This window comes from Parabacteroides sp. AD58, from assembly GCF_023744375.2.
Lineage (GTDB): Bacteria > Bacteroidota > Bacteroidia > Bacteroidales > Tannerellaceae > Parabacteroides > Parabacteroides absconsus.
The window spans coordinates 1-22,450 of sequence record NZ_CP146284.1; the positions used below are offsets into that span (position 1 = coordinate 1).

At 37.3% G+C, this 22,450-nt stretch carries 16 protein-coding genes; 15 read left to right on the forward strand and 1 reads right to left on the reverse strand.

What is annotated here, in order from left to right:
• Positions 1–1,395: a chromosomal replication initiator protein DnaA gene (gene dnaA, locus NEE14_RS00005; protein ID WP_251966227.1), complete on the forward strand. Its 1,395-nt coding sequence runs from the start codon at positions 1–3 to the stop codon at positions 1,393–1,395.
• 49 nt (positions 1,396–1,444) lie between these two features.
• Positions 1,445–3,985, forward strand: coding sequence for an adenosylcobalamin-dependent ribonucleoside-diphosphate reductase (locus tag NEE14_RS00010; RefSeq protein ID WP_251966228.1), 2,541 nt, complete (start codon positions 1,445–1,447; stop codon positions 3,983–3,985).
• 83 nt (positions 3,986–4,068) lie between these two features.
• Here the strand turns inward: NEE14_RS00010 and NEE14_RS00015 are convergent, their stop codons facing one another.
• On the reverse strand, positions 4,069–4,455 hold the full coding sequence (locus tag NEE14_RS00015) for a bactofilin family protein (protein ID WP_251966229.1): 387 nt from the start codon (positions 4,453–4,455) through the stop codon (positions 4,069–4,071).
• 117 nt (positions 4,456–4,572) lie between these two features.
• On the opposite strand from NEE14_RS00015, the gene folB reads away from it, so the two are divergent.
• The 13 genes from folB to NEE14_RS00080 all read left to right on the forward strand — a co-directional run bounded on the left by folB (position 4,573) and on the right by NEE14_RS00080 (position 22,309).
• The gene (gene folB, locus NEE14_RS00020) at positions 4,573–4,926 is read left to right on the forward strand and encodes a dihydroneopterin aldolase (protein WP_251966230.1); all 354 of its coding nucleotides are present in this window, start codon (positions 4,573–4,575) and stop codon (positions 4,924–4,926) included.
• A 37-nt stretch (positions 4,927–4,963) separates the two neighbouring features.
• The gene (locus NEE14_RS00025; RefSeq protein WP_251966231.1) at positions 4,964–6,412 is read left to right on the forward strand and encodes a monomeric [FeFe] hydrogenase; all 1,449 of its coding nucleotides are present in this window, start codon (positions 4,964–4,966) and stop codon (positions 6,410–6,412) included.
• 165 nt (positions 6,413–6,577) lie between these two features.
• Complete coding sequence (locus tag NEE14_RS00030; RefSeq protein WP_251966232.1) at positions 6,578–7,324, forward strand: copper homeostasis protein CutC; 747 nt, start codon at positions 6,578–6,580, stop codon at positions 7,322–7,324.
• Between the two features lie 103 nt (positions 7,325–7,427).
• Positions 7,428–8,156, forward strand: coding sequence for a type III pantothenate kinase (locus NEE14_RS00035; protein ID WP_251966233.1), 729 nt, complete (start codon positions 7,428–7,430; stop codon positions 8,154–8,156).
• On the forward strand, positions 8,143–9,441 hold the full coding sequence (locus tag NEE14_RS00040; RefSeq protein WP_022455703.1) for an outer membrane protein: 1,299 nt from the start codon (positions 8,143–8,145) through the stop codon (positions 9,439–9,441). The genes NEE14_RS00035 and NEE14_RS00040 overlap by 14 nt, the downstream gene beginning before the upstream one ends.
• Before the next feature lie 31 nt (positions 9,442–9,472).
• Positions 9,473–10,837: a tetratricopeptide repeat protein gene (locus NEE14_RS00045; RefSeq protein ID WP_251966234.1), complete on the forward strand. Its 1,365-nt coding sequence runs from the start codon at positions 9,473–9,475 to the stop codon at positions 10,835–10,837.
• 12 nt (positions 10,838–10,849) lie between these two features.
• Positions 10,850–11,494, forward strand: coding sequence for an LPS export ABC transporter periplasmic protein LptC (gene lptC / locus NEE14_RS00050; RefSeq protein WP_251966235.1), 645 nt, complete (start codon positions 10,850–10,852; stop codon positions 11,492–11,494).
• A 2-nt stretch (positions 11,495–11,496) separates the two neighbouring features.
• Entirely contained in the window at positions 11,497–12,753 is a 1,257-nt protein-coding gene (locus tag NEE14_RS00055) for a hemolysin family protein (protein ID WP_251966236.1), read from the forward strand.
• A gap of 112 nt (positions 12,754–12,865) precedes the next feature.
• Positions 12,866–15,001, forward strand: coding sequence for a SurA N-terminal domain-containing protein (locus tag NEE14_RS00060; protein ID WP_251966237.1), 2,136 nt, complete (start codon positions 12,866–12,868; stop codon positions 14,999–15,001).
• 584 nt (positions 15,002–15,585) lie between these two features.
• Positions 15,586–15,999 (forward strand): DUF3836 domain-containing protein, encoded by a 414-nt coding sequence (locus tag NEE14_RS00065; protein ID WP_251966238.1) that lies wholly within the window; start codon positions 15,586–15,588, stop codon positions 15,997–15,999.
• A gap of 119 nt (positions 16,000–16,118) precedes the next feature.
• A complete protein-coding gene (locus NEE14_RS00070) occupies positions 16,119–16,955 on the forward strand; it encodes an OmpA/MotB family protein (protein WP_251966239.1) in 837 nt (278 codons plus the stop codon).
• A 621-nt stretch (positions 16,956–17,576) separates the two neighbouring features.
• Complete coding sequence (locus tag NEE14_RS00075) at positions 17,577–20,708, forward strand: SusC/RagA family TonB-linked outer membrane protein (RefSeq protein WP_251966240.1); 3,132 nt, start codon at positions 17,577–17,579, stop codon at positions 20,706–20,708.
• A gap of 29 nt (positions 20,709–20,737) precedes the next feature.
• Entirely contained in the window at positions 20,738–22,309 is a 1,572-nt protein-coding gene (locus NEE14_RS00080; protein WP_251966241.1) for a RagB/SusD family nutrient uptake outer membrane protein, read from the forward strand.
• The last annotated feature ends 141 nt before the right edge of the window (positions 22,310–22,450 follow it).

Below are 22,450 nucleotides of genomic sequence, written 5' to 3' on the forward strand. Positions count from 1 at the left end.
ATGCAGTCTGATTGTAAAATATTGTGGAATAAGTGCCTGGAAATTATAAGGGACATTTTACCGGAGGAACAGTTTAATACGTGGTTCCGCCCGATAATTCCTTATTCTTTTAATGAGAAAAAAGAGTTTAGGATTTTGGTGCCTTCTAATTTTTTTGGAGAATATATTGAAGCTAATTTCCAGAATTTACTGATGCCTGTAGTTCAGCGAGTAATGGGACCAGAGGTGTCATTGATATATCGTGTAGCTACGTATGGCGATGTAACAGACGAAGGAGCAATGATGGATTGTCATCCAGAGCCGGCGGTAAAGTCTGCTCCGGTTCGTACGTCAGTTCCGGGTCTGTTTGATCAGCGGGCTCCCCAAGATTGGAACTCTTATTTGAATCCTAAATATAGTTTTGAGAATTATTTTGAAGGAGAAAGCAATAAATTAGTGCGTTCTGCAAGTGAGGCCATTGCTCAGAATCCGGGTAAGACAGCTTTTAATCCGATGTTTATTTTTGGAGCTTCGGGTGTAGGTAAGACGCATTTGTGTCATGCCATAGGTAATCGTATACAACAGTTGCACCCTGGAAAGAAAGTCTTGTATGTTTCTGCGCATTTGTTTAGTACGCAATTTACAGATGCTGTAAGAAAAAATAATGTCAATGATTTCTTGTATTTTTATCAGGGCGTGGATGTCCTGTTATTGGATGATGTACAAGAATTTATTGGTAAGGATAAAACGCAGAATACTTTTTTCCATATATTCAATCATTTGCATATGTTGAATAAACAGTTGGTTTTGACATCTGATAAACCTCCTGTTGAGCTTCAAGGTATGGAAGAACGTCTGTTTACTCGTTTGAAATGGGGATTGACAGCAGAATTGAGCCGTCCTGATCTGGATTTGAGAAAGAAGATTCTGAAGAACAAGATGACACATGACGGTATTGTAATTCCTGATGATGTCTTCAATTTTATTGCCAATAATGTAACGGAGAATGTACGGGATTTGGAAGGTATATTGGTCTCTTTAATGGCTAATTCTCTGGTCAACAATAAGGAAATTGATATGTCTCTTACTAAACGGGTGGTAAGCCTTTCTGTTCGTTTGGAAAAGAAACAGATTTCAGTTCAGTCCATACAGGAAACCGTATGTAAATATTTTAATTTGGAATTGTCTGCTATCCAGACAAATTCCCGTAAACGCGAAATAGTACAAGCACGCCAGATAACCATGTATTTGGCTAAAAAATATACTGACTGCTCTTTTTCTCATATAGGAAAGATTGTTGGAAAGAAAGACCACGCAACTGTTTTGCATGCTTGCAAGACGATCAAAGATCAGATTGATACAAATAAGTCTTTCCGCACTTCAGTAGAAGAGATTGAGAGCTTGTTGAAAAGCTAATTTAAGATAGTTATAAATTGTTGATCACCATAATTATAAATGAATAACAGTGGAACGTAAAATCTATACTTTTGACGAAGCTTTTAAAGCATCGTTAGAATACTTCACCGGTGATGAATTGGCGGCGAAAGTATGGGTAAATAAATATGCCCTAAAAGATGCTTTTGGAAATATCTATGAGCAGTCGCCTGTGGATATGCATTGGCGTTTAGCCCGTGAAATTGCTCGGATAGAGAATAAATATCCTAATCCATTATCTGAGCAGGAGTTGTTTGATCTTTTTGATCATTTCCGCTATATTATTCCGCAGGGAAGTCCGATGACCGGAATTGGAAATGATTATCAGGTAGCCTCGTTATCAAATTGTTTTGTTATAGGTTTAGATGGTCCAGCTGATTCTTATGGTGCTATTATTCGAATTGATGAGGAACAGGTTCAGTTGATGAAACGTAGAGGAGGCGTAGGGCATGATTTGTCTCATATCCGTCCGAAAGGTTCTCCTGTAAAAAATTCTGCATTGACTTCGACAGGACTTGTCCCATTTATGGAGAGATATTCGAATTCTACTCGTGAGGTAGCCCAAGATGGCCGTCGGGGAGCGTTAATGCTGTCTGTTTCTATCAAGCATCCGGATTCAGAGTCTTTTATTGATGCAAAAATGGTTGAAGGCAAAGTGACCGGAGCCAATGTTTCAGTGAAGATAGATGACGAGTTTATGGATGCTGTAATTAATAATAAGATATACCGGCAGCAGTATCCTATTCATGCAGAGCATCCGGATTATGTAAAAGATATTGACGCTTCTGCATTATGGAAAAAGATAATTCATAATGCATGGAAATCAGCAGAACCGGGTGTATTGTTCTGGGATACGATTTTACGTGAATCTGTCGCTGATTCGTATGCTGATTTGGGATTCCGTACGGTATCTACAAATCCTTGTGGTGAAATCCCGTTGTGTCCGTATGACAGCTGTCGCTTGTTGGCTATAAATCTTTATTCCTATGTAGTTAATCCATTTACAAAAGATGCTTATTTTGATTTTGATTTATTCAAAAAGCATGTCGGATTGGCTCAGCGCATTATGGATGATATCATAGATTTGGAATCTGAAAAGATAGAACTGATATTGAAGAAAATAGAATCTGATCCGGAATCTATGGAAATTAAGCAGCCTGAGCATTATTTATGGGAAAAGATTCAGCGAAAGACATTGATGGGACGTCGTACTGGTGTGGGGATAACTGCAGAAGGTGATATGTTGGCTGCCCTGAATTTGCGTTATGGTACAGAAGAAGCTACCGATTTTGCAGAAAAAGTACAGAAGACCTTAGCTTTGGCTGCATATCGCTCGTCTGTAAATATGGCTAAAGAACGTGGAGCCTTTGAAATATATGACGCAAAGCGAGAAGAAAATAATCCGTTTATAAACCGACTGAAAGAAGCTGATCCTTCCTTGTATGAGGATATGGTGAAATATGGTCGTCGTAATATAGCGTGTTTGACAATAGCACCAACGGGTACAACCAGTTTGATGACTCAGACAACGTCGGGAATAGAACCCGTCTTTTTGCCTGTCTATAAAAGACGTAGAAAGGTAAATCCGAACGATGCTGATTCACGTGTTGATTTTGTGGACGAGACAGGAGATGCTTTTGAAGAATATATTGTTTTTCATCATAAGTTTGTAACTTGGATGCAAGCCAATGGTTATTCTGTGACGAAAAAATACTCTCAGGAAGAAGTAGACAGCTTGGTTGAGAAATCTCCGTATTTTAAAGCTACTTCAAATGATGTGGATTGGTTGCAGAAGGTCCGAATGCAAGGGCGTATTCAGAAATGGGTTGACCATTCTATTAGTGTTACAATTAACCTGCCTAATAACGTAACAGAGGAGCTGGTAGATCAATTGTATGTAGAAGCTTGGAAGAGTGGTTGTAAAGGTTGTACAGTTTATCGGGATGGGTCTCGTTCCGGCGTATTAATTGCAACTGATAAGAAGAAAAAGAAGGATGATTGCAATTGTATGCAGCCTCCGGTAATTGTTTCTACTCGCCCGAGGGAATTGGAGGCTGATGTTGTCCGTTTCCAGAATAAAAAAGAAAAGTGGATCGCGTTTGTGGGCTTGTTGAATGGCCGTCCGTACGAAATTTTTACAGGATTGGCTGATGATGAAGAAGGCATTATGGTTCCGAAGAACATCGTGAAAGGCTCGATCATTAAGAGTTATGATGAAGATGGAAAGAAACATTATGACTTTCAGTTTAAGAATAAGCGGGGGTATAAGATGACCATTGAAGGGTTGGACGGAAAGTTTGATCCGGAATATTGGAATTATGCGAAGCTGATTTCGGGAGTATTGCGTTATGGCATGCCTATTGACCAGGTAATTAAATTAGTTCAAGGCATGGATTTAAATAATGAGTCAATCAATACGTGGAAGAACGGTGTAGAACGTGCATTAAAGAAATATCTGCCTAATGGAACGGAAGCAAAAGGCCAGAAATGTCCTAATTGCGGCCAAGAGACTTTGGTCTATCAGGAAGGATGTTTGATTTGTACAAACTGTGGCGCCTCTCGTTGTGGATAAAAATTCTAAATAAATAAATAATTATGTAATTGTAACCTTCTGATTGATACATTCTGTTTAGATCAGAAGGTTTTTTATTTTTACTATTGTTGGATGGAATCTTTTTCTGCAGTGGCAGCAGTCATGGTACATTTTCCGTTGAAAATGGCATTGGGCTCAATTTCAATGTTAGGCGCAGAAATATCTCCTTGGATTTTCGCTGTTGCTTTTAAAACGAGTTTTGTCGTTACTTGAATAGAACCCGTTACATTTCCATGTATTTCTGCATTATTGGAAACGATATTTCCTTTGATGCTCCCTTTGGGGCCTACTACAATTTTGGCTTTGCAGTGGATGTCACCTTCAACAATTCCGTCAAGTCTGAAATCAGTATCTGTAGAAATATTACCTTTTATGGTTGTACCTGCAGATAGCGTATTATGCAAACCATTGCTTGTTTGTTCTTCGTTCTTTTGTTTGTTTCCAATCATAGGGCAATAATATTACGAATGTCTTGCAAATATAGACTATTTTTTTGCTGAGGCGTTTAATTTGGACTATATTTAAAGCCAAATTCAGGAATTGCAGGTGGATGGATAAATATAGATATGACAACACAGATTGAATTAAAATCGATGAAGTTCTACGCATATCATGGTGTAGGTCCTCAAGAACAACAGGTCGGCAATTTGTTTATTATTGACTTACTGCTTACAGTGAATGTGATCCAAGCTATTGAGAGTGATAGTTTGGATGATACAGTAAATTATGCGGAGGTATATGACGTGGTTAAATCAGAAATGGAACAGCCTTCAAAGTTGATCGAGCATGTTGCTGGGCGAATAGTGAAAGCTTTAAAAATCCGTTTCCCGAAGATTGAACATGTTCAAATTAAATTGGCGAAACTTAATCCTCCTTTTGGTGGAGATATACAAAGTGCAGCCGTATTATTGAATGATTAATTATTAAATAGTTTTAGAAAGGATAAATACTATGTTTATGGCATATACTAATAATGTGATGATCGTTCGCCATAGTTTGTTAGCTAATTTAGTAAAGCTATGGAAAGAAGATAGGTTAGTTGAAGAGATTGATCGTATACCCATTAAATGGAGTCCTCGCCGTGCTAAGCCTAAAGGGCGGTGTTGTATCTATAAGGAAAGAGCTGTATTGAAATATAAAACACTTCCGTTGTTGGGGTTTGATATGAGCGATGAAAAGGATGAGCTTACACCATTATCAACATATGCAAAGCAGGCATTGGAACGTACAGAAAATTTGAAGGAAAACTTGATGTGCGTAATAGATGAAGCATGCTCTTCGTGTGTCTCTGTTAATTATGAGATCACCAACTTATGCAGAGGATGTGTAGCCAGAAGCTGTTACATGAATTGTCCGAAAGACGCTATCCATTTTAAGAAAAACGGAAAAGCGGAAATCGATCATGAAAGATGCATCAGTTGTGGAAAGTGTTATCAAAATTGTCCTTATCATGCGATCGTGTATATCCCGATTCCATGTGAGGAAGTTTGTCCGGTGAAGGCTATTAGTAAGGATGAATATGGAGTTGAACATATCGATGAATCAAAATGCATTTATTGTGGAAAATGCTTGAATGCATGTCCGTTTGGCGCCATTTTTGAGATATCACAAGTTTTTGATATCTTACAGCAGATAAAAAAAGGAACGGAGATAGTTGCTATAGTTGCTCCATCCATACTTGGCCAATTTGGCTGTACTAAAGAGCAGGTTTACGGAGCGTTGAAACAAATTGGTTTTACGGATGTGATGGAAGTTGCTCAAGGAGCAATGGAAACAACCCGGAGAGAAGCAGAAGAGTTAAAAGAAAAGCTTCATGAAGGACAGTCTTTTATGACTACCAGCTGTTGCCCATCATATATTCAATTGGTAGAAAAACATATACCTGATTTGAAAAAATATGTATCAACAACGGGCTCACCTATGTACTATACGGCTCGAATGGTGAGAAAAGAACGTCCCAATGCCAAGATAGTTTTTGTTGGCCCTTGTGTAGCTAAGCGTAAAGAAGTAAAAATAGATCCTTGTGTAGATTATGCACTTACTTTTGAAGAAGTAGCTTCTATTTTTACGGGGATGGATATAAACCTGGATACTGTAACGCCGATGTCTCTACTATCAACAGCTTCAAGAGAAGCTTATGGATTCGCCCAAAGTGGAGGAGTCGTAAATGCTGTAAAAGTTTGTTTACAAAAAGATTCTGTTAATGCTATACAAGTAGCGGGATTGAATAAAAAGAATGTTTCGTTGCTTAGAGGATATGCGAAGATGGGTAAGGCTCCTGCTCAATTTGTAGAAGTAATGGCATGTGACGGTGGCTGTGTAACGGGGCCAAGTGTATATGGAGATAAATCTGTCGGCCAAAAGCAATTATTAAAAGAATTGGCAAAAATTACTGGTGATAAATAGTCTTTTGGTTTTTGATGCAAATTGAAAGCGTATGGATAAAAAAGCTTTCAATGAATTTTGTAATTCATATTTGAGATAGTTTCGAAAAGGATTGTATCTTTGTATAATGTAATGAAATATGATTGTTGGTTCATATTTCGAGATGGACATAAACATTTGTATAGAATGAAACGTATCATTGAAATATGTGCGAATTCAGCACAAAGTTGCGTGGAGGCAGAAGCCGGAGGAGCCTCGAGAGTAGAACTTTGTGCTGGTATTCCTGAAGGAGGAACAACTCCAAGTTACGGGGAAATAATGACAGCCAAGCAATTGACATCTCAGATAGATATCAATGTTATCATTCGTCCGCGGGGAGGAGATTTCCTCTATACAAATGCAGAAGTAAATTCTATGCTTTTGGATATTCATCTGTGTAAACAACTTGGCGTTCATGGGGTCGTGTTTGGCTGCCTGACGAAAGAAGGTGATATTGATGTTCCTTTGATGAAGAAACTGATTGATGCAGCTAAGCCTCTGTCAGTAACCTGTCATAGAGCATTTGATGTTTGTAGAGATCCTTTTAAGGCATTAGAACAGTTAATAGAATTAGGATGTGACCGGATTTTAACTTCCGGACAACAATCAGATGCCTTTAAAGGAATTCCATTAATTAAAAAGTTGGTTGAAAAAGCAGCTGGCCGTATTATCATTATGCCGGGTTGTGGTGTAAGAGATACTAATATCGATCAAATTGAACGGGAAACGGGAGCCGTTGAATTTCATACATCTGCGAGAAGCGTTATACAGAGTCAGATGGAATATAGAAAAGAAGAGGTCCCTATGGGAAGCAATGCCGTTTCATCAGAATTCGAAACAGTACAGACAGACCGTAAAAAGGTATCTCGGTTTGTTTATGGATTGGAAAAGTAAATGAGGTTAATATAAGAATTTGGTGTTAACATAAAAGAAAAACAAAAAGAATGGAGCTTATTTCATGAATTTTGTTTTCCTTTGCGAAAAATATCATTTTGAGGTGAATTTGATTGTAGAACAAGGAAACACATCTACAAAAGTAGCTGTATATGCAGAAGGAAAGCTGGTAGCTTCTTTTGTTTATAAGGGTTTCGATAAAAAGAAGATAGCGCCGTTATTTGACGTATATCCTTTGGATAAAGGAATCTATTCAACAGTGTCTGATGTAGATGAAGAGTTGATCGCTTATTTGAATGAGCGTCTTTCTTGTTTTATCTTTTTTGATAACGAGGTCAAGTTACCCATAACTATCAAGTATAAAACACCTCAAACATTAGGTAAGGATCGTATTGCAGCAGTCGTTGGAGCATATTATGTTCAGCCAAATAGGAATATTCTGGTTATTGATGCAGGAACGTGTATTACTTATGAAATTTTGGAAGCTTCGGGAGCCTATATAGGAGGAAATATTTCTCCAGGTATGACAACCCGTTTTAAAGCGTTAAATGATTATACAAAGAAATTACCTCTACTAGATGAGAGGGAAGAGGTTCCCTTATGGGGAACTTGTACGGAAGATGCAATCCGGGCCGGTGTGGTGAATGGCATAGTGTTTGAAATGGATGGATATATTGATACGGTAAAGGAATTATATTCGGATGTTTTGGTTTTTTTAACGGGAGGACATTCGTTTTATTTTGAAAGCCGATTAAAAAACTCCATCTTTGCAGACATTAATTTAGTGTTGACAGGATTAAATAGAATCTTAGAGTACAATGTTGAAAATTGAGAAATTTATTTTGTCGGGAGTTTTGTTGTTGACTCAATTGTCGGTTTGGGGACAAAACAATACAGCATCTCCTTATACTCGATTTGGGTTTGGAGAAATTGCTGATCGTTCTTTTGGTGCTGGCCGTGCAATGGGAGGTGTAGGGATTGGTTTGCGTTCTCCTGAACAAATAAATCCGATGAACCCTGCATCTTACAGTTGTATGGATTCTTTGACCTTTATTTTTGATTTTGGAGCGTCTTTGAAGGCTTCTTCATTTAAAGATCAGTCGAATCAGTACAATCATTTGAGTGGTAATTTAGAGTATGTTGCTATTCAATTTCCTATTACAAAATGGTTGGCGATGAGTGCTGGGTTATTACCCTATTCTTTTGTCGGGTATAAATTTGGAGAAGTCTCAACCATAGGAGATGCTACATATCAGAATACATATTCTGGTACAGGGGGATTAAACGATTTGTATGGAGGATTGTCTATAGATATATGGAAGAAGAGATTAGCGATAGGTGCTAATTTCGGGTTCTTATTCGGAAATATAGAACATGCCCAATATCTGATGTTTTCTTCTAATGAGGACGATGGTTCGTCTCCTTATGCCAATCATCGTGTTCGCCAGATGAAGGTTAAGGATATGAAGATGGATTTTGGTTTGCAGTATACTCATCCTTTAAGTGCAACAGAAAGCTTGACTTTAGGATTGACGTATTCGCCGAATAACCGGTTGAATGTAAAGACTTATGATCGTATTGAAAAATTAGAGATAAGTAATTCTACAGTGATTGAGTCTTCTACAGATACAATTCAGGGTCTTCGTTATGATTTGCCAAATTCGTTTGGAATAGGCTTATCTTACATGAAGATAGATAAATTGTTACTGGCAGCAGATTTTTTATATGAAGATTGGAATAACGCCAGTTTCATGGGGGAGAAAGGCACATTCCAAAATCGTACGCGTTTTGCAATAGGTGCACAATATGAACCAAATGCAAGAGCTCGAAATTATTTTAATCGTATTCGTTATCGGGCAGGTTTTCATTACGGCGATTCATACGTGCGAGTTAATCAGTCTGCAGAGAACGGCAATAAAGGATACGGTTATAATGAATATGGCGCAAGTTTAGGTTTGGGGTTGCCTTTAGTAGATAATCGTTCGATTGTAAATGTTTCATTTGAGTATGTAAAGGTTAAACCTGAACAGGCATTTATGGTTGATGAACAGTATTTTCGCGTAACCGTGAATTATACGTTTAATGAACGTTGGTTCTTTAAGTTTAAATTGGATTAATAATATAGTTAACTTTAATTGAAAAATAGATATGAAGATCAAAGTATTATTATTAGCTCTTGGCTGTACAATGGGAACATTGGGAGCATACGCCCAAAAAGGGGTAGATAACGGAACTCAGTTTGGGTCTGGTGAAGATAGCGTACGCTGTATCACTAACATTAGTTTGTTTGTACCTTATGCAAAAGGAGGTAATTTTAAAGACGCCTTGGAATTCTGGAAGATTGCATACAATGAATGTCCGGCTTCGACAAAGGATCTTTATTTATATGGCGTAAGAATTGTAGCTTGGCAGATTGAGAATGAAAAAGATCCTGCTAAAAAAGCTCAGTTGGTTAATGATTTGATGGAAGTTTATGATAAACGTATTAAATACTTTGGTAATGACCGTAAGTATGGTAAAGATTGGATCATTGGCAACAAAGCTGAAGATTATGTAAAATATGCGGGTGATAATCTGGATGCAAATGCTTTGTATGACTGGACTAAAGAGGCAATCACAGAAAAAGGAGATAAGTGTGAAGTAAAAGCTGTTTCTTATTTCATGTTTGCTTCTTTGCAGAAAATGAAAGCTGATCCGAACTTCAAGGATCAGTATATTCAGGATTATTTGACTGCTGCAAACATCATTGATGCACAGATCAAAGCCGCTGAAGCAGCAAATAATGATAAAGAAGTGAAAACATTACAAGCTTATCAAACTAATGTTGAAACTAATTTTGCTAATAGTGGCGCCGCTGATTGTGAAACATTGCAGAATGTATATGGTTCTAAAGTAGAAGAGAACAAGACAAATCTGGATTTCTTGAAACAGACAATTGCCTTGTTGCGTAAATCTCGTTGCCAGGAAGTTGAAGCTTATTTTGCTGCTTCAGGTTATGCTCATGCTATTGAACCGACTGCTGAATCTGCAATGGGTTTGGCTAAGCAGGCTGTTAAGAAGCAGGATTATGAGACTGCAATTAAATTCTTTGAAGAAGCAGCTAACATGGAATCTGATGCTGCTACAAAAGCAGAAGATTTCTATATGATTGCTTTGTTGACATTCGATCAAAAGAATTATTCTAAAGCCAGAGAATATTGCCGTCAGGCTATTGCTTTGAATGCTAATTATGGCGCTCCTTATATGTTGATGGGTAAAATGTATGCAGCAACTTCCAAGAGCGTTTATCCGAATGACCCGGTATTGGCAAGAGCCGTATATTATGCAGCTATTGATAAATTCCAGAAGGCTAAATCAGTTGATCCAAGTTGTGCCGATGAAGCTAACAGCTTGATCGCTTCTTATAGCGCTCACTTACCATCTACTGAAGAAGTATTTATGCATCCGGATCTGGAAAAAGGTAAATCATTTACAGTTGGTGGTTGGATTGGTGAAACAACTGTTGTTCGATAATTTTGTAGGTTGATGCGTTTTATACGTGTAACAGATATTTTAAGCATAACAACTATCCCGAGGGTAGTTGTTATGCTTCTTTTATTTACGGTTGCCTGTTCTAAGGAAGTAAAGGAGGTTGTTGATGCTACTTATGATCCTGAAAAGAGTTATACGATGAAGGCAACTCAGGTAAACACTTTGATTTCAGATTCCGGTATCACTCGTTATCGGATTGAAGCGGCGGAATGGATTGTCTTTGGTAAAGCGAAAGAGCCATATTGGTATTTCCCGGAAGGTATTTATGTAGAGAAGTTCGATACACTATTCCATTCTGAAGCAAGTATAAAAGCAGATACTGCTTATTATTTTGACAAAAAAGGGCTGTGGCACTTAATAGGAAATGTAGAAGTAGAGAGTCTGCAGGGTGAACAGTTTGACACTTCTGAGTTGTTTTGGGATCAGAAAAAAGAAAAGGTTTACTCAGACAAGTATATTCGGATTCAACAGAAAGAACAGATTATTACAGGTGTAGGTTTTGAATCAAACCAAAATATGACTCGGTATAAGATTTTTAATTCCCAGGGCGAATTCCCGGTAGAAGATACTCCTAAATCTGCATCAGATACCGTTCAAGTTGAAAACAGCTTTGCTGTCGATTCTTTAAATAAAAAATAAGGGTGGAAATTTTATTCAATATATTGATTTCATTAGCTTTTTCCGCTTTCTTTTCAGGGATGGAAATATCATATGTCTCTGCAAATAAACTGCGCCTTGAATTAGACAAAAAGGATAAAAGCCTTACAAGCAAAATTCTAGACGTTTTCTTTCATAATCCTAACCAGTTTATTTCAACCATGTTGGTTGGGAACAACATTGCGTTGGTTGTATATGGTTTACAAATGGCTATTTTGTTGGAGCCATGGATTGCGCATTTTGTTGATCAAGAGGCTTTAATTGTGCTGATACAGTCAATAATCTCTACAATATTGATATTATTTACGGGTGAATTTATTCCGAAAACAATCTTTAAAATAGATCCTAACTTTTTCTTACGTCTTTTTGCTGTTCCGCTATACATTATATATATAGTTTTATATCCAGTATCAAAGTTCTCTTCTTTATTGTCATTTCTAATATTGAAACTTGCCGGAGTAAAGAATCTGAAAGATTCCGGCGTGTATACTTTGGGTAAAGTAGATTTGGATTATTTTATCCAGCAAAGTATAGAAGATGCACCTCAAGATTCTGATATGGATACTGAAGTAAAGATTTTTCAGAATGCTCTTGAATTCTCAAATGTAAAGGTCCGTGATTGTATTGTTCCGCGTACGGAAATTGTTGCATGTGATAAGCATGTAACAACCGACGAACTTCGCTCCCGGTTTATTGAAACTGGTCTTTCCAAAATCCTTATTTATGATGACAACATTGACAATATTATTGGGTATATTCATTCTTCCGAGCTGTTCAAACACCCTGACCATTGGCTTGAGCAACTTTGTAAAGTTTCCATTGTTCCTGAAACGATGGCTGCGAATAAATTAATGCGAGTACTGATGCAGGAGAAAAAGAGTCTGGCTGTCGTTGTTGATGAATTTGGAGGAACTTCAGGAATTGTTACATTGGAAGATCTGGTTGAGGAAATTTTTGGAGAAATTGAAGACGAACATGATATGAAACGTGAGGTCGCACGCAAAATCTCTGAAAATGAATATTTGCTGTCGGGACGCATGGAAATTGATGCAATTAATGAAATGTTTGGGCTTGACTTGCCCGAATCGGATGATTATGTCACAATCGCAGGTTTGATTTTGCATTACTATCAGAAGTTCCCCAAGCTGAATGAATCTATTGAATACGGTAAATATACTTTTAAAATCGTTAAGGCTACAGCGACTAAAATAGAGCTGGTACGGATGAAAGTAAGTGTATAAGTGAAAAAAAATGAGTAAAATGATGTTGCATGTCCTTTTTTTCGTATCTTCGTGCTCTTAAAATGAAAATGCTAAAAAGATAGATATAAACTTTAAAAATAAAATAAGATAAATGGCTACGCTAGAAAAAATTAGAAGCAAAGCTGGACTGCTGGTCCTTGTTGTGGGATTAGCGTTGTTCGCTTTTATCATTGGAGACTTTTTAAATTCGGGTTCAACCTATTTTAGACAATCGCAAGAACGTGTTGGTGAAATTGATGGAGAAGTAATCAGTATTCATGATTATCAGGCTCGTGTTGATGAAATGACCGAGATGTATAAGATGCAGACGGGTTCAACAAGTTTACCTGAAGAGTATCAGACTCAGATCCGTCAGAGCGTTTTTGATGCGATGGTACAAGACATCGTTTTAGGTGAAGAAACTGAAAAAATAGGTATGGAAGTTTCTCCTGAAGAATTGTTTGATATGGTTCAAGGTGAGAATATTTCTCCGATGATTCAGCAGATGCAGATGTTTGTTAACCCTCAAACTGGCGCTTTTGATAGAAATGCATTGTTAAATTTCCTGAAGACTATTGATAATGACAATATCGCCAGTATGCCGGCAGAACAGCAGGATCAGCTGATCAAAGCTCGTAATTTCTGGTTGTTCTGGGAAAAGAATATTAAGCGTCAGCGTTTGGAGCAGAAGTTTACTACTTTATTAGCAAAGGCTGTTTCTGCTAATAAATTGGATGCTAAGGAATCTTTTGATGAAAATGCAAAGACGGCTAATATCGTCTATGCTATGCAGTCATATTCATCTATACCTGATTCAACGATCGAAGTAAGTAAAGGCGAAATCGAAAAATTGTATAATCAGCGTAAGGAATTATATAAGCAGAAGGAAACGAAGGTAATCAAATATTTGGCTGTTGATATTCGTCCGAGCCAGGAAGATTATAATAATGCCCAGCAAGATATTGAGGCTTTGAAATCTGAGTTCACAACAAGTGACAACGTAGCTGATCTTGTTAATGAAAATTCAGAAGTACCTTATATGGATGTATTCTTTACAGAGAAAGCTTTTGATCCGGAGTTGAAACAATTTGCTACAACGGCCGAAGTGGGTGCTGTTTATGGTCCGGTCTTTGAAAACGACAAATACAGAATGTTTAAGCTGGTAGGTAAAACTACTGCTCCTGATTCTGTAAAAGTTAGTCATATTATGTTGGCTGGTCAAACTGAAGAAAGAACAAAAGAATTGGCTGATAGTTTGCTGAACGTGATTAAAGGAGGTGCTGATTTTGCAGAACTGGCTAAGAAATATTCTGCTGATCAGGCTGCTCAGAATGGTGGTGAGTTAGGTTGGTTTACTGAGGCTACTGCTTTGAGAGGCGTTAACGAGGAATTTAAGAATGCTATTTTCTCAACACCGGTAAATCAGGTAGCGGTTGTAAAATCTATGTATGGAACACATTTGGTGAAAGTGACTGAAAAGACAGCTGATGTAGCTAAATACAAAGTTGCCGATATTGATATGACTGTATCTCCAAGTTCAAAGACATATAGTAATATTTACAATGAATTGAATCAGTTCATTTCAAAGAATAGAGATATTGCTAAATTGGATACAGCTGCTAAATCTGCCGGATACAATGTAATTTCCAACGTAACAATTACTCCTGATAATCAAGTATTGGGATCAATTAAGAGTTCTCGTCCTGTAATTCGCTGGGCATTCCAGAATGATAATGGAAGTGTATCAGAGATTTTTGAATGTGATGATAAATTCGTGATTGCTGCCATAGAGAAGAGCATGCCAAAGGGATATACGCCTGTAGATGTAGTAGCTCCTTCTTTAAAGGCTGAATTGGTTGCCCAGAAGAAGGGTGATAAGATCGTTGCTGATTTGACTGCGAAGAATCTGACTTCTTTAGATGCTTATGCTCAAGCCATGAATTCTTCAGTGGATAGCGTCAAATTCGTTTCTTTCGGGACACGTCGAATTTCTGGTATTGGTGTTGAACCAAACTTGAATGCTGCAGTTTCTTTAGCTCAAGTAGATCAGTTAAGTGCTCCTGTGAAGGGTAATAATGGTGTATATGTATTTAAAGTAATAGCTGAAAATACCGATACTAAAGAATTCAATGAGGCAGATGTTGTTCGTTCATTGGATGCTACAAATGCTTATCGTTTCTCTTATCAGGCAATTCAGTCGTTGGTAAACAAGGCTGATATTGAAGATAATCGTATTCGTTTCTATTAATAGGCTTTGAATAAATAGCCTTGATATAAGGCGTTATATATTTAAAGGTTAAGGTCATTCCGACAGGGTTCGGAATGGCCTTTTTTTGTATGTGGAGTAATTAAGGAAGGATTATACTATATATGTTTTATTTATGTTGAATATGTTCTAAATAAAACTCGTAGGAATAAAAAATGAAATTCGTGGGAATTGAAAACAAAACTCCCGAGAATCATTTTTATTCTGGAGCTTGGCATTTTGTATTTGCTCTTAGCTTCCTCTTGAAAAATTGAATCAGAATATGCTCTTTCTTATGATTTATAACTTGAATGTAATTTTTTTGTGGTTTTATGTGTGTGTTTTACTTTTATATTGGATTTTTCATTTGATTTATTTCATTTAAATCTTTCCTATATAATAATTTGAAACTAGCATAATGTAAGAATAATATTTGATTATATTTGATTATTTGAATATGTAAGATTAAATATGGTTAAATACTTGTATTTTGCTATCATTTTGTCAGGAATTATTTGGTTATGTCCTGAAAGCTATGCATCTTTGCAGTGTCAAAATAAAACAACCTATAAAAACAACAATCAATTATGAAAACTCAATCTTTTTCAAAAAGCATTATTACTTTAGCATTTACTTTAGTTTGTGGTTTGGTTGCAAATGCAGCTTCTCCAAGGAACTATTTATATGATACGAAAGAGGAAAATGGTCTGATTACATCCAAAACAATCTTTTTACAAGATGATAATGGAATGTTAGACAAACAGGTAAAATATGAATTTGTTTATAATGAAGCTGGAAAAGTTTCTGTGAAAAAGGCATATCGTTGGAATGTTGATGAAAACAAATGGCTTCCATTCTACCAGACGACTTATACATATGATGATAAAAAGCAAATGATTGAGTCTAATTATGGTATGTGGAATCAAAAGACAAAGCAGTTTGATTTAAACATGCAGACACTGAGTATTCCTGCTTCAAATTATAATGAAATCTTTTCTTAAGACGATAAACTGATAATTTGAAAAAAGCGATGATTATTTCATCGCTTTTTTTGTTGTATTCTGTAGTCTGACATGAAATTATTATTATTTTCGCACAAGTTGATTTTAATGTTTATCATATGAAAAAGTTTGGGTGTTTTGTTGCTGTTTTGTTATTGCTAAGTTCAACCTCTTGCGTTACGAAGAAGAAGTATTTAATTGCAGAAAATGGCCGGTTGGAGGCTTTGCAGCGGGAAGAAACATTGAAGAAGCAATTAGTAGATTGCCGGGATGAGAACGACCAGTTGTCTGCTCGATTGTCTCAGCTGATGCGTGATACTGCAGATATGCGTCGAAATATTCGCAGTTATCGTGAAATGCTGAATACTAACTTAGGAGAACAAGATAAGCTGAACGAGTTGCTGACGAAGAAGATGCAGGAGTTGGATGAACGGGAACGAACGATCAACCAGTTGCAAGATTTGATTAATGCCCAAAATGAAAAAGTACAGAGTATCTTGCAAAGTGTGAAGGATGCTTTGATGGGCTTTAGCAGTGATGAATTGAGCGTTCGTGAAGAAAATGGGAAAATATATGTGGCCATGTCTGATAAATTGTTGTTCCAGTCGGGAAGTGCAACTGTCGACAAGCGAGGAAAGGAAGCTTTGGCCAAGCTGGCAGAAGTATTAAATAAGCAGAAAGATGTGGATGTTAATATAGAAGGTCATACTGATACGAAGCCAATCCATACTGCGAGATTTGAAGATAACTGGGATTTGAGTGTGATTCGTGCAACATCGGTAGTTCGAATACTGACAAAAGATTATGGCGTGAGTCCAATGCAAATTGTTCCATCAGGTAGAGGTGAATTTATGCCGGTTGCAGATAATGAAACTGCTGATGGTAGAAGTAAAAACAGACGGACAGAAATAATTATAGCTCCAAAATTAGATGAGTTATTAAAGATCTTGAATTGAAAAATTTAATGGTTGCTTGTGATAGATGAGGGTTGGCGTTTAGGCCAGCCCTTTTGTTTGAAAAATAAACTGCTTTTTAATTAAAGTTAATTTGGCGTTTTTTTTAGATAGCTGAAATGTTTTTGACAATTTGTATTAAAAGAAGAAACTTCTGATTTATTTGCAAGGGAATAGGTTTATTTTTTGTATTATATTTTTATGCTTTTGGAGCAATTTATTTATCTTGATTTTTTCTGTTGTAATTGATTTTATTGTTTATAAAGTCTTCGAATATTAATGGTAAGTTAAAATCAAAAAAACTGCTATCTCTTGCTTTTGTTAACTTAAATATCTGAATATCTATTATTTATTAAAAGAGATGCCTCCCATATTTTCTATTTTACAATTCTCTTTGTGTAAAAAATGCAAAAAGATGAAGCTGAAAAACTTTTTTTTCTATCTTTGTCGCCGGAACGCTTGAGACTTTATATAAGTTATAATAATATTATGTTCTAATATCATGTGCCAAAATTTCTTTCATCAACTTTGCTAATAGAAAATTGAAAGGAAGGATAGAATTGTTGGCTTTAAATAAAAAAGAAAAAAGATGAAAATTCTTAATTTATAAAAGAAAGTAAGAAAATGAGAAAAGAGTTGATTTTTCAAAATTCCATGAAAATCTCATCTTGTCTTTTAGCCACAGCATTTTCAGCGTTGGTTTCTCCAGCTTTCGCGGCTGATGCTCAAGTAAACGGAAAAGACAATGTGTCTGTTCATGAAACTTTGCAGTCAAAAACAGTGACAGGTGTTGTTGTTGACGCTGCTGGTGTGCCAGTTATTGGTGCAAATGTTATAGTAAAGGGAACTACTGTAGGTACTATTACTGATTTTGATGGTAACTATTCTTTGGAAGTTCCGGAAAACGCTGTTCTTCAGATTTCATATATTGGTTATCTGACAGAAGAAGTTACCGTTGGAAATAAGTCTTCTATCAATGTTACTTTAAAAGAAGATTCACAGGCTTTGGATGAATTAGTTGTTGTAGGTTATGGAACAATGCGTAAATCAGATGTTACAGGTTCTATCGCAACAGCGAAAGGTGAAGAATTGGTAAAACAGCAGAGTTTTAGTGCTTTGGATAACCTGCGTGGTAAGGTCTCTGGCGTTAACATCTTCTCAAACTCAAGCCAGCCGGGAGCTTACAATAACCGCGTAATTATCCGTGGTATGGCTACTATAAACTCTTCTTCAGACCCGTTGTATGTTGTTGATGGTGTAGTAATGGAAAACTTCGCATTAGTTAACCCGAATGATATTGAGTCAATGGAAGTGCTGAAGGACGCTTCTGCGGCTGCTATCTATGGTGCTCGAGGTGCTAATGGTGTTATTATGGTAACAACAAAACGAGGTAAGAAAGACGGTGAAGGTATTTCTGTGAGCTATCAGGGATCTGTAAGTGTTAGCTCAATGGCTCGTAAGATGAAAACCTTGAATGCTCAGGAATGGTGTGATGCATTCATGATCGGTTTGGAAAATGAAAACAAATACCAAGGTACTAACTGGTCTTTGAATCGTACAGACTGGTTCAACGATCCTGTTTACTTCGATTCAAACGGTAATCCTCTCTATGACACAGACTGGCAGGATGAAGCAACTCGTAATGCCGTTTCTCACAACCACCAGTTGAATATCCAGCAGGCAGGTAAAAATTCTTCTATGGGTGCATTCTTGAACTTCACAGATCAGGAAGGTATTGTAAATAATACATACAATAAACGTTTGAATGCAAAGATGACTTACGATGCGGATCCTACTAAGTGGTTGTCTACTTCAGTGAATGTTATGGTCAATCATACTTGGGGGCGTTATACTCCTGAGGATACAGGGGGCCAGGATGCCCGTCGTACAATGATAGAAATGTTGCCTTGGTTGCCAGTCTATGAACCTAATACAGGTAAATATACAACAAGTACATCTTCGACAATTAATGAAGTCCTGGGATTTGAAGGTATGTCTAACCCTGTATTTATCTTGAATGAACAAAAGCGTATGAAATATAATACGCAGATTTTCGGTAATGCAGCATTGACATTCCATCTCCTTGAAGGATTGGATTTGAAGACCCAGTTTGGTATGGACTTCCACAATATTGACTATCGTGGATATTCTTCTAAGGAATTAAACAATATTTCTATGCCAAATGGATGGGCTGAGTTCAATAATGAGCAGACTATGTACTGGCAGGAAGAAACTTACCTGACATACAATAAAACGTGGGAAGAACATCGCTTAAATGCCATGGCTGGTCTTTCTTGGCAGGAACGTACATATAGATATAACAAAAGTTATACTGAAGGTTTCTTCGATGACTTCTTCGAAGATAACAACATGGGGCTCGGTACACTTCCAAGCTCTCCAGAATCATCATGGAATCGTTGGGCCATGAACTCTTACTTCTTGCGTTTTGCTTATACTTATAAGGATCGTTACTCTGCTACTGTTACAGGACGTGTCGATGGTTCTTCTAAGTTTGGTGCGAATAACAAATATGCATTTTTCCCATCAGCAGGTTTGGCTTGGAACGTTTCTCAGGAAGACTTCTTGAAGGATAACAACTATATTAGCAACTTGAAACTCCACACAAGTTTTGGTTTGACTGGTAACTCTGAAATCGATCCGTACAAGTCATTGGGCCTTGTTTCTGCGAGTACGACATTGTTTAATGGTGCACGTGTTCCATCATTGTATGTGAATAATATGCCAAACCCGGATTTGAAGTGGGAAAAGACGGCTCAGTTTGATGCAGGTTTCAACTTGGGTTTGTTCCAGAACCGTTTGAATTTTGATGTGTCTTACTATTTGAAGAATACAACAGATTTGTTGCTTGATTGCCCTGTTCCTCATTCAACAGGTTACTCTACAATTTTCAAAAACATCGGTTCGGTTCGTAACCAAGGTGTTGATATCATGGTTAATGCGACACCGATTCAGGGAGAATTTACTTGGAACTCTACTTTGAATCTCAACTTCAATAAGAACGAAATCACTAAACTGGGAGACTCTGACGCTGATATCTATATGGATGATTGGGTTAATGGTGGTACAATCCTTCGCGTTGGTGAAAGTATGGGTAGTTTCTATGGAGTTGTTCGTGAAGGTATTTGGACAGTAGAAGATTATGAAGCAGGTAAATGTGAAAAGACTCAGATTGGTCACGCAAGACGTAGCGAGTCCAAAGAGATTCTTGGTAAAGGTTTACCTGACTGGACCGGTAGCTGGATAAATAATTTCTCTTATAAAGGATTTGATTTGACAGTTGATTTCCAGTTTGTTTGGGGAGTTGATGCTTGGCAGCGTTTTATGCACTCAACTTATGACCGTTTTGGTATTACCAACGGTTTGAAAAACATCCTATATGATGCATACGACGGTACAAATCCAGAAACAATGGAACAGATGATTTACTTGGCTAACTCTGGTCACAAAGGTGGTGATACAACCAGTGATTCTCAGTGGATTTGCAACGGTTCTTATCTTCGTTTGAACATGCTCCAGCTTGGTTATACATTCGATTCAAGCATTGCTAAGAAGATTGGTCTTTCTGGCTTGCGAGTTTACGCCAGTGGTAACAACTTGTTCTTGATTACAGCTAATGACTTCTTGGGTTATGATCCTGAATCAACTTCATCAACATCTAAGTTCGGTCAGAACATGACCTTCTTCTCTTATCCGAGAGCAAGAACATTTACATTTGGTGTTAATGTTACCTTTTAATTAATCAATCATTATTTAAGAAATTAGAAATGAAAAATATATTAACAATAACAGTTGCATTAGTCGGATTAATGAGTTTCTCGGCTTGCAACGATTTCTTGGAAGAGAATCCACGCTCTTCTATGGCAACGGAGTCTCTCTTCCGGACTCAAGAAGGAGCTGAAGGTGCCATCTACAACCTTTACAGAACAGGTGCTGTCAGTAATTATGTTGGCTTCGGTAGTGCGTACGTCAATACTTTCGCTTCCCTGCCAGAAGAATTAACTGGTTATTTTACTAATAGCTATGAGAACCAGGAAATACAATGTAAGTACAGCCGTTTATTGACCCGTCAAGATCACACGATTGAGATGGCAAGCAAGATGGATGGTGTTTGGGATGCATGTTATGAGGGTATCAACCGTGCAAATCAGGCTCTCAAATACATTCCTTTGGCTAATTATACTGAAGCAGGCGTTAGTGAACGTCTTATAGCGGAAGCTAAATTTTTCCGTGCTTTCAGCTATTTCTATTTGGTGAAGACTTTTGGTGCAGTTCCTTTTTATACAGAACCGTATGAAGCTGCTGAAAACATGGAGTTGCCACGTACAGAAACATCTACTATTTATGCTCAGATTGAGACTGACTTGAAGGAAGCTATTCCTAATCTAACAAATGGTCGCTTCACAGATAGTCATCATATCACTCAGAATACAGCATACATGTTGTTGACCGATGTGTATATGTACCAGCACAAGTATTCAGAAGCAGCTGAAGCCGCTAAGTCTATCATTAACTCTGGCCAGCATAGCCTGTTGACTAATACAGACAAGGCTCTGAATAGCGCATACAACCAGTTGCGTACTGTCGACAACAACGCTGAGGTCATTTATTCTTACGAGCATGATGCTTCCATCTCAACAAGTGGTTGGTTGCCTACTTATGCATTCAGTAGTTCAGCTGTTTCTGTATTTGACAAATATTCAATCTTCGAACGTACTCATGGTCCGATAGATCGTTATCTGAATATCTATGAAGATAACGACCTCCGTATCCAGCCTCAGCAGTTCTTTGTTTGGGAATATACCAATACAACAAACAATAAGACTTGGACTTCTGATGTCGCAGGTTGTTGGTACTACTTTGATCAGGATGCTATGGAAAACACGGGTAAAGGTAGTAAGGACTGGAATATTTATCGTTATGCTGAGACATTATTGGATGCAGCAGAATCAATAGCTCAGTCTACAGGTGTTACAGCTGAAGCTGCAAGATATTTGGCAGAGGTAAAAGCTAGAGCTAACATGGACGGCAAAACTGTTGATGAAATTGCTGCAGATCTGCAAACTTTAGGTAAGCAAGCCTTTATTGAAGAATGTTGGAATGAACGTTTACGTGAAATGCCACTGGAATTTAAGATGTGGGATTTGTGTGTACGTGTAGGTAAATTCCCGAATATCTCAGATACAACTAAAGGACAGATTACTTGGGTTGACTTGGTAGGTGCAACCAATGCTGCGGGTGCTACTATTAAGGAAACAGATTTGTTATGGCCTATTTCTGTAAATGAAATTCAGCGTAATCCGAATTTGGAACAGAATCCTGGATATGCAAGAGAATAATATCTTATTTAAATAGTAGTAAATATTGCATTTTTGAGAAAGCCGTGCCCATAATTTATGGGTGCGGTTTTTTATTTGTAGAATTGAATGTGAGTGTAGTTCATACCAGACTAAGTCTGTTTTAAGAAATAATGTCCAGTT